Consider the following 12,828-nt stretch of genomic DNA (forward strand, 5'->3'; position numbering starts at 1 on the left):
TTTATCGTCTTCTTCAATGAATCAAGCAATTCGTGTGGGAACTTATGGAGCAGCTGATGTCGTCGATTAAGGAGGTGATCCAGCCGCAGGTTCCCCTACGGCTACCTTGTTACGACTTCACCCCAGTCATGAATCACACCGTGGTAACCGTCCTCCCGAAGGTTAGACTAGCTACTTCTGGTGCAACCCACTCCCATGGTGTGACGGGCGGTGTGTACAAGGCCCGGGAACGTATTCACCGCGACATTCTGATTCGCGATTACTAGCGATTCCGACTTCACGCAGTCGAGTTGCAGACTGCGATCCGGACTACGATCGGTTTTCTGGGATTAGCTCCACCTCGCGGCTTGGCAACCCTCTGTACCGACCATTGTAGCACGTGTGTAGCCCAGGCCGTAAGGGCCATGATGACTTGACGTCATCCCCACCTTCCTCCGGTTTGTCACCGGCAGTCTCCTTAGAGTGCCCACCATTACGTGCTGGTAACTAAGGACAAGGGTTGCGCTCGTTACGGGACTTAACCCAACATCTCACGACACGAGCTGACGACAGCCATGCAGCACCTGTCTCAATGTTCCCGAAGGCACCAATCCATCTCTGGAAAGTTCATTGGATGTCAAGGCCTGGTAAGGTTCTTCGCGTTGCTTCGAATTAAACCACATGCTCCACCGCTTGTGCGGGCCCCCGTCAATTCATTTGAGTTTTAACCTTGCGGCCGTACTCCCCAGGCGGTCAACTTAATGCGTTAGCTGCGCCACTAAGAGCTCAAGGCTCCCAACGGCTAGTTGACATCGTTTACGGCGTGGACTACCAGGGTATCTAATCCTGTTTGCTCCCCACGCTTTCGCACCTCAGTGTCAGTATCAGTCCAGGTGGTCGCCTTCGCCACTGGTGTTCCTTCCTATATCTACGCATTTCACCGCTACACAGGAAATTCCACCACCCTCTACCATACTCTAGCTTGTCAGTTTTGAATGCAGTTCCCAGGTTGAGCCCGGGGATTTCACATCCAACTTAACAAACCACCTACGCGCGCTTTACGCCCAGTAATTCCGATTAACGCTTGCACCCTCTGTATTACCGCGGCTGCTGGCACAGAGTTAGCCGGTGCTTATTCTGTCGGTAACGTCAAAACACTTACGTATTAGGTAAATGCCCTTCCTCCCAACTTAAAGTGCTTTACAATCCGAAGACCTTCTTCACACACGCGGCATGGCTGGATCAGGCTTTCGCCCATTGTCCAATATTCCCCACTGCTGCCTCCCGTAGGAGTCTGGACCGTGTCTCAGTTCCAGTGTGACTGATCATCCTCTCAGACCAGTTACGGATCGTCGCCTTGGTGAGCCATTACCTCACCAACTAGCTAATCCGACCTAGGCTCATCTGATAGCGCAAGGCCCGAAGGTCCCCTGCTTTCTCCCGTAGGACGTATGCGGTATTAGCGTCCGTTTCCGAGCGTTATCCCCCACTACCAGGCAGATTCCTAGGCATTACTCACCCGTCCGCCGCTCGCCACCAGGTACAAGTACCCGTGCTGCCGCTCGACTTGCATGTGTTAGGCCTGCCGCCAGCGTTCAATCTGAGCCATGATCAAACTCTTCAGTTCAAACATCTTTGGGTTTTTAAGAAACCCTAAACTTGGCTCAGCAATCGTTGGTTACATCTTTGATTTCTCGCGGAGTAACTTGTGATGCTGATAATCTTGTTGACTATCAGTCTGACTCCACAAGCACCCACACGAATTGCTTGATTCAGTTGTTAAAGAGCGGTTGGTTAAGATCTTTCGTCTCAACCGAGGCGCGCATTCTACAGCAGCCTCTGTTGCTGTCAAGCGGTTATTTTCAGAAGTTTTCAAAGTTTCCTTTGCAACTTCAACCACTTGCGCTTCCGATCTCTCGTTAGCGGGAGGCGAATTCTACAGCGTTACTCGCTGCTGTCAACACCTCTTTTTCTCCGCTTTCGACCGAGAAGATCGAACCGTCAATCAAGCCAAACAAACCCGCTTGATCAACTCCTTCTGGGCTTCGATGACCTGAAGCAACTCACTGTCGAAAACTGCGTAACTCTTTGTTTACCAAGGAGTTTTCCGTTTCGACTGCGCCGGAAGTGGGGCGAATTATAGACTTCCAGAATCTGCCGTCAACCCCTGATTTGGCTTTTCTATCAGGATGTTCAAAATCACTGCTTATATATAGACGCAACCGTCGAGAATGCGCAGTATATTGCCCAATACACACAGAACAACACTCTCGCCTTCCACTTCGGACGATGCCACGCAATGAATGACCATCCTCGCAGCCTTGCCTCGACCCTGTTCTCGGTTGGCCTGCTATTAATAGCCATGGCGTCGATCCAGTCCGGAGCTTCACTGGCCAAAAGCATGTTCCCGATTATAGGCGCACAGGGGACCACCACCCTGCGGCTGCTTTTCGCCAGTGTGATCATGCTGATCCTGTTGCGCCCATGGCGGGCGAAGCTCACCGCAAAATCCCTGCGTACCGTCATCGTCTACGGGATGGCACTGGGCGGCATGAACTTTCTCTTTTACATGTCCTTGCGCACCGTCCCCCTCGGTATTGCCGTAGCCCTGGAGTTCACCGGACCACTGGCGGTGGCGATCTATGCCTCACGCCGCGCGATCGACTTCTTGTGGATAGCCTTGGCGGCCATCGGCTTGCTGCTATTGATACCGACAGGAGCGACGACGGTGGGAATCGACCTTGCAGGTGCCGGTTATGCCTTGGGTGCGGGTGTGTGCTGGGCACTGTACATCCTGTTCGGCCAGAAGGCGGGCGCCGACAATGGCGTGCAGACCGCGGCACTGGGAGTAATGATTGCCGCACTGTTCGTCGCCCCTATCGGCATCGTCCATGCCGGCGCCGCGCTGCTGACTCCATCATTGATCCCCGTGGCCATCGGTGTCGCCCTTCTATCCACAGCGGTGCCCTACACGCTGGAGATGATCGCGCTCACCCGAATGCCGACCCGGACCTTCGGCACATTGATGAGCATTGAACCGGCTATTGGTGCGCTGTCTGGCCTACTGTTTCTCCAGGAATACCTCACGCTGTCACAGTGGATGGCGATCATGTGCATCATCCTGGCTTCAGTCGGGGCGACCATGACCATGGGAAGTGCCGCCAAGCCAGCGGTCGCGGCGGATTGATACAGGATTTGACGCAGGTCTGGTATTTACCGCTCAATTAGGCCATGTTTAGGCCCGCAAGCCAGTGTCAGACATGGATTTTTCAGGATAGGGATATCAGAACGCTTCAAGCGAAAGCGAATGCAGCCACACCCGGGCACGAGATCCGGGAACGCTATAAGGACAGTAATGAAACGAATTTTGCTTCTGGTCGCCGTACTCGCAATTGCGGGCTGCGCGGCGACATCGAAAACACAAGTCAAACATGGCAAGAAAGGGCTGCATATCAACTGTTCAGGGCTTTCGTCATCCTGGGACAAGTGTTACACCAGCGCCGTCAACTCGTGCGCACCCAAGGGTTACAAGGTCATCGCCAAGTCGGGGGATGCCGTGGAAGAGCCAGGCGATTACCCATTTGGTCTCAATCCTGCCGGCTATACCAGCCGAAGCATGATTGTCATTTGCAAATAGGTTGTTGCCGCCCGGCAATCTGGCGGCCAATCTCATCGTAACTGGACTTCAGCACAGTGCGCTGAATGTCCGCAGTGGCCAGCATTCGCGCCACGACCAGCGCACCGATGCACTGCGACAGAATTGCCCATGCCAGGCTGTCGCTTTCCAAAACCCTCGCCCAACTTGCCTGCAACTGACAAATCCAGACTTCCGCCTGCTGACGAATAGCGATATCCGAACGGGCAATTTCAGCTCCCAGTACCGGTAATGCACAACCGGACTCCGGATGTTCGACATGGGACATGCTCAGATAATGTTTCAGGCAACGTTCCAGTCTGTCGCGATCCTGATCAGCCCCCAATCGCTCCAGGCTTTGGCTCAACTCGCGTTCGACAATCGAGGCGAAGAGCGCGTCCTTCGACGAAAAATGGCTGTAGAAAGCAGCGCCACTCAAGCCGATCGCCTTCATCAGCCCATCGACACCTACCGTGGAAAAACCGGACTTTTTGGCCGACACCGCGCTGCTTGTCAGCAGTTTTTCTCTTGTTTCCAACTTGTGATTGGCCGAGTAACGCATTGCCTTGCCCTCAGGGTTGATCGTCTTGACGCCTGCCGAATCCTAGCATAACGTTCGTTCAGTTAACGATCGTTTAGCAAAGGGATCTACCCATGAATAATAAGAAGGTCGTACTGGTTGTCGGTGGAGGTGATGCCACCGGCGGCGCCATTGCCAAGCGTTTTGCCCAGGAAGGTTTCATTGCCTGCGTTACTCGTCGCAGCGCGGACAAACTCCAGCCGTTGGTTGATGCAATCAAGGCCAATGGCGGTGACGCCCACGGATTTGCTTGTGATGCGCGCAAGGAAGAGGACGTGATTGCGCTGGTCGAGCAGATTGAAACCGAGATCGGCCCCATCGAAGCGTTCGTTTTCAACATAGGCGCCAATGTGCCGTGCAGCATTCTCGAAGAAACCGCCCGCAAGTATTTCAAGATCTGGGAAATGGCCTGTTTCTCAGGTTTCCTCAACGCGCGTGAAGTGGCCAAACGAATGGCCAAGCGCCAACGAGGTACGATTCTATTCACCGGCGCCACCGCAGGCCTGCGCGGTGCGGCGGGATTTGCAGCGTTCGCCGGCGCCAAGCACGGGATTCGCGCACTGGCCCAAAGCATGGCCCGCGAACTTGGACCGATGAACATTCACGTTGCCCACGTCGTGGTCGACGGCGCCATCGATACCGACTTCATTCGCAACAGTTTTCCGGAGAAGTACGCAACCAAGGACGAGGACGGCATCCTCAATCCCGAGCACATCGCCGAGAACTATTGGTACTTGTACAACCAGCCCCGGGACGCCTGGACTTTCGAGCTGGATCTGCGCCCCTGGAACGAACGCTGGTAAGCCCTTCCCTCCCCTACAACAATAAGCAGAGCGCACCGACGATGAGCAAAACCGTAGAGTTCTTTTTCGATCTTGGCAGTCCCGCGACCTACCTGGCCTATACCCAACTGCCAAAGATCTGCGAGCAGACCGACAGTCAGTTGATCTACAAACCGATGCTGCTGGGCGGAGTTTTCAAAGCCACCGGTAACGCTTCACCGGCAACCATCCCGGCCAAAGGTCGCTATATGTTTCAGGACCTGGACCGCTACGCCAAACGATACGGCGTACCACTGAAGTACAACCCCCACTTCCCTATCAACACCCTGATGCTGATGCGTGCCGTCACCGGTATGCAGTTGCGTCATCCGGAACGCTTCCATGCGTTTATCGATTGCCTGTTCCACGCACTCTGGGTTGAGGGACGCAGCCTCGATGATCCGGCGACTGTTGCAGCCGTGCTGACGCAAAACGGTTTCGATCCGAACGAAGTACTGGCCCTCACTGCCGATGAGGAAGTCAAAGCCGCTCTCAAGGACAACACCGAGAAAGCGGTCCAACGCGGTGTATTCGGCGCACCGAGCATGTTTGTCGGCGATCAGTTGTACTTCGGCCAGGATCGACTGGAGTTCGTCATTGAGGCCCTGCGTTAAATCTCGATGACCAACCGCCCTTGAGCTGCTCCAGCAGCGAGCAGTTCATGGGCGGCCTCGGCGGTTTGCAAGGTGAACTGCCGCGGGTCGAGCAACGGCTTTAACTTACCGGCCTCAATCAACTGCGCGGCTTCCCGAAGGATCTGCCCGTGATGTTCGCCTCCCTTGCCAGTCAACAAAGGCAATAAGGTAAACACTCCGGAGTAGGTCGCGCCCCGAAACGACAATGGCGCCAAACTGTGCTGCCCCCAACCGAGGCAGCTCACCACATGCCCTTCGTAAATCCGAGCAGCCTTGAAGGAAGCGTCCAGCGTTTCACCGCCCACCGTGTCGTAGACAATATCGAATCCCTCTCCCGCCGTGTGCTCCGCCACATAATCCTCGACCGAAGACTTGCGGTAATCAATGAACGTCGCACCGAAGCTTTCGATGATTGCCTGCTGCCCTGCCGAACCAGTGGCGAACACTTCGGCACCGAAAGCCCGGGCTATTTGGACAGCCACGTGCCCGACACCACCGGCACCACCGTGAATCAGCACTTTCTGACCTGCCCGCACCCGAGCCCGGTCCACCAAACCTTCCCATGCTGTAATCAAAACCAAGGGCAACCCTGCGGCCTCACGCATACTCAGATTGTCCGGCTTGTGAGCCAGCAGCCGCGCATCGACCACCGCGAACTGCGCAAGTGAACCTTGCACACCGCCAATGCCGGTCGCCATCGCATAGACCTCATCACCCGCCAGCCATCCGCTGACGCCTTCTCCCAATGCCTCAACTGTCCCCGCCAGATCCATCCCCAGCACCGCCGGCAAAGGCTGACGCGCATGAGCGGCCTGACCCGAACGAATCTTTCCATCCAATGGGTTCACCCCACTGGCTTTGATCCTGACGAGCACCTGACCCGGTCCAGGCACGGGTCGCTGCATGGAAACCAAGCGTAACGGCCCATTCGCCGAATCAACAATCAGAGCACGCATTTCAAGTGAGTCAGTCATTTCGTAAATTCCCGTCAGAGGTGGCTGTAGGACCGATCTTCCTCCCACACACTCATGCCGATAAGACGCTATATAGCTATAGTGTCCATGCCCATTTGGCATCAATGAGAAAATCCGTGGACAAACTCAATGCAATGGCCATCTTCGTCCGGGTCGTCGAACGGGGCAGTTTTTCTGCCGTGGCCCGGGAGATGCAGACCAGCCAGCCGACCATCAGCAAAGTATTGAGGGCGCTGGAAACTGAACTGGGCGGGAAACTGATTTCCCGCAGCACGCGCCAACTCTCGCTGACGGACGAAGGTCAGCGGTACTACAGTGAATGCCGACAAATCCTGGCAGCTGTGGACGCGGCGGAACACAGTTTTCAATCAGGACGCGAAACGGTTGCCGGCAACCTGAAGATCGGTTCCTCCGTGAGTTTCGGGCGCTTGCAGATTGCACCGCGACTCCCTGAGTTTCTGAAACAACACCCTCAGGTTCAGATAGACCTTCAACTCAGCGATCAGAATCAGGACCTGGTCAGTGAAGGCCTGGACGTTACGTTTCGGATCGGCGAATTGACCGACAGCGGCCTCATCGCCCGTCGCATCGGCACCACCCACCGGGTGACCGTCGCAGCGCCGGACTACCTCAAACAATTCGGCCAGCCGCAAACACCGGAGGAACTGTGCGGACACAACTGCCTGCAATTCAACCTGCTGAACAGTCAGAACCTATGGGTTTACGAGAGAGGTGCCCAGCGTCACGGGGTGCGGATCAAGGGCAATGCACAAAGCAACAACTCCGAAGCGATTCGCGAGCTGGTGCTGGGAGGACTGGGGATTGCGTTGTCGCCGGTGTGGTTGTTCAGCGAGGATCTGAACGCCGGTCAAGTGATCGCGATTTTGCAAGACTACACCGCGCAGGCGCTGCCGATTCATGCCGTGTCCCCGGCGAATCGTCGCCAATCCGCCAGGGTCAAAGCCTTTGTCGACTACATGAGTCAGGCGCTCGAAACAGCGCCTGAGTTCCAACCGGTCAAATAGCCGCAGTGCGTGTGTTCAGCCACTCAAGAGCCGCGCCATCCAGCAACGGGCTCAGGCGCTCGCGCACCTCGGCGTGATAGGCGTTGAACCATTGCTTTTCGTCCAGGGTCAGCAGCGACGGTTCGAGGCAGCGGGTGTCGATCGGGCACAGGGTCAGGGTTTCGAATTTCAGGAACTCGCCGAATTCGCTCTTGCCCGCTTCGCGATTCAACACCAGGTTCTCGATCCGCACACCCCAGCGGCCCGGACGGTAAGTGCCCGGTTCAATGGACGTGATCATGCCCGGTTGCATCGCGGTTTGCGGTGCTGCAGCGGCCTGATAGGCAATGACCTGCGGGCCTTCGTGAACGTTGAGGAAATAGCCGACGCCATGCCCGGTGCCGTGTCCGTAATCAACGCTTTCAGCCCAGATCGGCGCTCGGGCAATCGAATCGAGCAGCGGCGAGAGAATGCCACGAGGGAATTGCGCACGGGACAGGGCGATCACGCCTTTGAGCACCCGCGTGCAATCGCGCTTCTGCTCATCCGTCGGCGTACCGACCGGTACCATCCGCGTAATATCGGTAGTGCCGCCCAGGTATTGACCGCCGGAGTCGATCAACAACAAACCATCACCCTCGATCACCGCGTGTTCTTCTTCGGTAGCGTGGTAGTGCGGCATCGCGCCATTGGCGTTGAACGCGGCAATGGTGTTGAAGCTCAGCGACACATAACCCGGGCGTCGGGTACGCGCGGCCGTCAGGTGTTCGTCGATGGTCAGTTCGGTGATGCGTTCACGACCCAACGCCGAGTCCAGCCAGGTGAAGAATTCGCACAGCGCCGCTCCGTCCTGCTCCATGGCCTGACGAATGTGCTCGGCATCGGCCAGGCTCTTCTGTGATTTGGCCAGAGTGGTCGGGTTCAGGCCTTCGACCAGTTTCACGCCGCTGTCCAGGTTTTCCAGCAAACCGGCGGTCACGCGCGCCGGATCGACTTGCAGGCTCGCGCCGCTCGGCACAGCGCGCAGGGCGTCGGCCACGTCGCGGTAATCGCGCAGGGTCACGCCGTCTTTTTCGAGGACCGCCCGCAGCTCGGCATCGACTTTGCTCAGGGCCACGAACAGGGTGGCCTGCTCCTGGCTGATCAAGGCAAAGGAAACGAACACCGGGTTGAACGACACGTCGCCGCCGCGCAGATTGAACAGCCAGGCAATGTCATCGAGAGTGGCGATGAAGTGCCAGTCAGCGCCACGATCTTTCAAGGCTTCACGCAGCTTCGCGAGTTTTTCACCACGGCTGACGGTCGCCTGAGGCGGCAAGTGCTGATAGATCGGCTCGTTCGGCAGCGTCGGACGGTCGCTCCAGACTTCGCTCAACAGGTCGATGTCAGTGCGCAGACGTGCGCCGCGTTCTTCGAGTTTGCCACCCAGCGTACGGGCCGATGCAACGGCCATTACCGCGCCATCCACCGCGACCACGCCGCCTTCAGGGGTCTGCTCCGCCAGCCAGTCCAGCGGGCCAGGCTGGCCCGGTTGCAGCTTGACCAGTTCGATGCCGCTGCCGTTGAGTTCCTTGGTCGCTTGTTCCCAATAACGGCTGTCGGCCCAGACGCCGGCAAAGTCCGGGGTCACGATCAGTGTGCCGACCGAACCATGAAAGCCCGACAGCCACTGCCGTCCTTGCCAATAGCCCGGCAGGTATTCCGACAGGTGAGGATCGGCCGACGGCACCAACAGGGCATGAATGCCCTCCCGGCTCATCAGTTCGCGGGTTTGCGCCAGGCGCTCGGACACCGATCCATTGATCGAAGGCTGCGTACTCATCATCTCTCCTGCTAATCACTTCATCATTATTGTTGAGTGCCGATCAATGCCGGCACTTTCAGGCCTTACTGCCAGAATGCCGGAGCACTGGCGCAGGCTGCTTTGATCAGTTGAACCGCTTGGTCGATATCCTGCTCTGTGGTGAAACGGCCGAGACTCAAGCGAATGGTGCGACCCGCCGAACGCGTGTCATGCCCCAGCGCCAGCAGCACATGGGACGGCGCATTGCTGGCGGAGTTACAGGCCGAGGTCGCGGAAAACGCGATCGAATGGCTCAACGCCGCAGAATTGAACTCGCCTTCGTTGAACGTCAGGCTGAGGGTGTGGGGAATGCGTTGGGTCGAACTGCCATTGAGCCGAACACCGGGGATGCTCAGCAGTTGTTCGAGCAAGCGTTCGCGCAGCCGCACAATCGTGGCTTTTTCGTCCTCGAACGCAGCGGCCGCCAAGGCGAAGGCGACGCCCATGGCGGCGATCTGGTGAGTCGCAAGGGTCCCGGAACGCAAACCGCCTTCGTGACCGCCACCGTGAATCTGCGCCTGCAAACGCTGTTGCGCGCGCGGGCCGACGTACAGGGCACCGATGCCTTTGGGGCCGTAGATCTTGTGCGCCGAAAATGACATCAGGTCGACAGGCAGGCGGGCAAGATCGATCACCACTTTGCCCGCGCCCTGGGCCGCGTCGACATGGAACAGCGCATCACGATCACGCACGATCTGGCCGATGGCCGCGATGTCATTGACCGTGCCCAGCTCGTTGTTGACCAGCATCAGCGACACCAGAAAGGTGTCCTCGCGCATTGCCTCACTGACCGCTTGCGGGGTAATCAGGCCCTCGGCGTCAGGCACCAGGTAAGTCACGGCGACACCGGTGTCCTGCAACTGCTTCGCCGTGTCGAGGATGGCCTTGTGTTCGATCTGGCTGGTAATGAGGTGGCCGCCGGATACGCCGCGAGCCTGGGCTACGCCCTTGAGGGCAAGGTTGTTCGATTCGGTGGCGCCGGAGGTCCAGACGATCTGTTCCGCCTGGGCGCCGACCAGTTCGGCGACCTGGCGTCGAGCCTGCTCGACCGTTTGCCGGGCCTGTTGGCCGAAGGCATGGGAGCTGGACGCCGGGTTGCCGAAGTTTCCGTTGAAACCCAGACACTCGACCATGACCTTGATGACCCGCTCATCCACCGGCGTGGTGGCGGCGTAGTCAAAATACAGAGGACGTTTATTCATAGAAAACTCGCAGAGCATGTTCCGGGATCAGGAGGCTCGTCACTGAACGATCAAGGCGCAGCCTCGTGAGCTGCGCAGACCGTTCAGAACGTTAGAAATACCTGATCGGAGGCCGTTAAAGAAGAACAACTTCATTTAAAAGTGCGTAGGAACGCTCCTGAAGTCGAGCTTAACAGGCATCGGCCAACCGGTTGAAGCGAAGTGTCAGCTAAAGCTCTCGAGCAACAACGGGTACAACGAAGCCACCAACAGCAAAGCCATGCCCCAGTTGAACAGGCGCAACCAGCGACGATCCTTCAACACATTGCGCAACAATGTGCCGCACCCGGCCCAGACGCCGACGCTTGGCAGGTTGATCAAGGCAAAGACCGCAGCAATCACGATCACGTTGGTGAAGTAGCCCTGCATCGGCGTGTAGGTGCTGATGGCACCGATGGCCATGATCCACGCCTTGGGATTGACCCACTGGAACGCGGCGGCGCCGAGGTAGCTGATGGGTTTGCTGTCGCCCTGTTCACTCTCGGAGACGGGGCCGGAATGGGCGATTTTCCACGCCAGGTACAGCAAGTACGCCGCGCCGACGTAACGCAGCACCGTATAGAGCAATGGATAGGTTTGAAACACCGCGCCCAGACCGAAACCGACCGCCACGACGAGCACGAAGAAACCGCAAGTGATGCCCAGCATGTGCGGAATGGTGCGGTGAAAGCCAAAATTCACACCCGAGGCCAGCAACATGGTGTTGTTGGGGCCAGGCGTTATCGAGGTGACAAGGGCAAACAGGGCGAAGCCCAGCAGCAGATCGAGCGAGAGCATGAGCGGCAGTCCAATCAGGGTCAGTCAGGTGTTGACCCTATCGCACGGCTCGGGAGAAACCCATGGACAGTTACGCGAAACTTCGAACGGTACAGTTTTCGATCAGCTTGGACGACCGTGAAGCTGTACAGCACGTTCGGCATTCATTTCGCCTTGTTTGTCGAAGCTGAACGATTTTTGCCGTTGGCCAAGCAATTCGGCTTTTTTCGCATGGTATTCCTCGAAGGACAAACCACGACGATTCAAGGCTTCCAACGCCAATTCCCGACTTTCTTCAGCGGTGTAAGGCCGTAATTCAGGGGAAACATGGCTGGCACATCCGGCGAGAACGGAGACCGCGAGCAGCAAGAAAGTGGCGATTAGAGGTTTCATCTGTGGCGTCCTGGCATCTGGGTTCGGGGCAATGAACACAGGCTACCCGCCCCCTTCGACGGGCAGAAATCAACGCTCTCGATAGTGGCTATCGAATTTGGCTAACGACGTTCAGCCAACCCGCTTCATATCTCCTAATGATCTATAAATATTAATTTAAGGTCTTTTACGGAATAACAACCACCCTTTATAACAACCCCATCGCCTCACTCACTGTTGCCCACGCAACTGTTTGCCAGGCAACAGTCATTCAACAAACAGCCCCCAAAATCGCACAGCGTCAACTGACCGATACGCTGCAAGCCGCGTAAAACGGGGCCTGCAAGGATTGGTACAGCTCTTGCTCAAGTCAGTGACTTCCCACTGCTCGCTGAGCAACTGTTTAAAAGGAACTGATCATGTCGCGTCCATTGAAAGTCGTTGCCCTCTCCGGCGGTACCTGGCGTCCGTCTCGCACGCTGGTGCTGACCCAAGCGCTACTGGCCGAGTTGGCCGAGCAATTGCCGATCGAGAGCAAGCTGATCGAACTGGGCGACATCGCCCGGCCACTGGGCGCTGCGTTGTCCCGCCAGGAATTGAGCGCCGAAATCGAAGCCGAGTTGCAAGCGATCGAGAACGCCGACCTGCTGATCGTCGCCGCGCCGGTTTATCGCGGTTCCTACCCTGGCTTGCTCAAGCACCTGTTCGACCTCATCGACCTCAATGCGCTGATCGACACGCCCGTGTTGCTGGCAGCCACCGGTGGCAGCGAACGGCATTCGCTGGTGCTCGATCATCAATTGCGGCCGCTGTTCAGTTTCTTCCAGGCCCTGACCTTGCCGATTGGTGTCTACGCCACCGAAGCCGATTTCGCCGATTACCAAATAACCAGTGAGCCCTTGAAGGCCCGCATTCGTCTTGCTGCAGAACGCGCCGCGCCGCTGTTTGGCGTGCCCCCCAAAAATCTGCTGAAAATCGCTTAAGGATTT

At 57.2% G+C, this 12,828-nt stretch carries 12 protein-coding genes and 1 rRNA gene; 6 read left to right on the forward strand and 7 right to left on the reverse strand.

Annotated elements, in window-relative coordinates:
- Positions 1-67: 67 nt before the first annotated feature.
- Positions 68-1,606: ribosomal RNA gene (locus DJ564_RS22580) — 16S ribosomal RNA — on the reverse strand.
- 672 nt (positions 1,607-2,278) lie between these two features.
- Here DJ564_RS22580 and rhtA point away from each other — a divergent pair.
- Both rhtA and DJ564_RS22595 read left to right on the forward strand, forming a co-directional pair.
- Positions 2,279-3,166, forward strand: a complete 888-nt coding sequence (rhtA, locus tag DJ564_RS22590; RefSeq protein ID WP_109633468.1) for a threonine/homoserine exporter RhtA — start codon at positions 2,279-2,281, stop codon at positions 3,164-3,166.
- A 168-nt stretch (positions 3,167-3,334) separates the two neighbouring features.
- A complete protein-coding gene (locus tag DJ564_RS22595; RefSeq protein ID WP_109633470.1) occupies positions 3,335-3,616 on the forward strand; it encodes a hypothetical protein in 282 nt (93 codons plus the stop codon).
- On the opposite strand, the gene DJ564_RS22600 is transcribed toward DJ564_RS22595, so the two are convergent.
- The gene (locus DJ564_RS22600; RefSeq protein ID WP_109633472.1) at positions 3,603-4,175 is read right to left on the reverse strand and encodes a TetR/AcrR family transcriptional regulator; all 573 of its coding nucleotides are present in this window, start codon (positions 4,173-4,175) and stop codon (positions 3,603-3,605) included. The genes DJ564_RS22595 and DJ564_RS22600 overlap by 14 nt on opposite strands.
- A 92-nt stretch (positions 4,176-4,267) precedes the next feature.
- On the opposite strand from DJ564_RS22600, the gene DJ564_RS22605 reads away from it, so the two are divergent.
- Together DJ564_RS22605 and DJ564_RS22610 are read left to right on the forward strand one after the other, a co-directional pair.
- Positions 4,268-4,996 carry an SDR family oxidoreductase gene (locus DJ564_RS22605; protein WP_109633473.1) on the forward strand — a complete coding sequence of 243 codons (729 nt, stop codon included), beginning with the start codon at positions 4,268-4,270 and terminating at the stop codon, positions 4,994-4,996.
- 41 nt (positions 4,997-5,037) lie between these two features.
- A complete protein-coding gene (locus tag DJ564_RS22610; protein ID WP_109633475.1) occupies positions 5,038-5,628 on the forward strand; it encodes a 2-hydroxychromene-2-carboxylate isomerase in 591 nt (196 codons plus the stop codon).
- On the opposite strand, the gene DJ564_RS22615 is transcribed toward DJ564_RS22610, so the two are convergent.
- On the reverse strand, positions 5,625-6,623 hold the full coding sequence (locus DJ564_RS22615) for a zinc-dependent alcohol dehydrogenase family protein (protein ID WP_109633477.1): 999 nt from the start codon (positions 6,621-6,623) through the stop codon (positions 5,625-5,627). The genes DJ564_RS22610 and DJ564_RS22615 overlap by 4 nt on opposite strands.
- A gap of 104 nt (positions 6,624-6,727) precedes the next feature.
- On the opposite strand from DJ564_RS22615, the gene DJ564_RS22620 reads away from it, so the two are divergent.
- Positions 6,728-7,648, forward strand: a complete 921-nt coding sequence (locus DJ564_RS22620; RefSeq protein WP_178082318.1) for a LysR family transcriptional regulator — start codon at positions 6,728-6,730, stop codon at positions 7,646-7,648.
- Here the strand turns inward: DJ564_RS22620 and DJ564_RS22625 are convergent.
- The 4 genes from DJ564_RS22625 to DJ564_RS22640 all read right to left on the reverse strand — a co-directional run bounded on the left by DJ564_RS22625 (position 7,641) and on the right by DJ564_RS22640 (position 11,860).
- The gene (locus DJ564_RS22625; RefSeq protein ID WP_109633483.1) at positions 7,641-9,449 is read right to left on the reverse strand and encodes an aminopeptidase P family protein; all 1,809 of its coding nucleotides are present in this window, start codon (positions 9,447-9,449) and stop codon (positions 7,641-7,643) included. The two genes, DJ564_RS22620 and DJ564_RS22625, sit on opposite strands and share 8 nt — an antisense overlap.
- A 65-nt stretch (positions 9,450-9,514) precedes the next feature.
- The gene (locus tag DJ564_RS22630) at positions 9,515-10,672 is read right to left on the reverse strand and encodes an aminotransferase class V-fold PLP-dependent enzyme (RefSeq protein WP_109633485.1); all 1,158 of its coding nucleotides are present in this window, start codon (positions 10,670-10,672) and stop codon (positions 9,515-9,517) included.
- Between the two features lie 204 nt (positions 10,673-10,876).
- The gene (locus DJ564_RS22635) at positions 10,877-11,488 is read right to left on the reverse strand and encodes a LysE family translocator (protein WP_109633487.1); all 612 of its coding nucleotides are present in this window, start codon (positions 11,486-11,488) and stop codon (positions 10,877-10,879) included.
- 102 nt (positions 11,489-11,590) lie between these two features.
- Entirely contained in the window at positions 11,591-11,860 is a 270-nt protein-coding gene (locus DJ564_RS22640) for a hypothetical protein (RefSeq protein ID WP_109633489.1), read from the reverse strand.
- Positions 11,861-12,258: 398 nt separating this feature from the next.
- Here DJ564_RS22640 and msuE point away from each other — a divergent pair, with 398 nt between their 5' ends.
- On the forward strand, positions 12,259-12,822 hold the full coding sequence (gene msuE, locus DJ564_RS22645; protein WP_109633490.1) for an FMN reductase: 564 nt from the start codon (positions 12,259-12,261) through the stop codon (positions 12,820-12,822).
- The last annotated feature ends 6 nt before the right edge of the window (positions 12,823-12,828 follow it).

Source organism: Pseudomonas sp. 31-12 (assembly GCF_003151075.1).
Lineage (GTDB): Bacteria > Pseudomonadota > Gammaproteobacteria > Pseudomonadales > Pseudomonadaceae > Aquipseudomonas.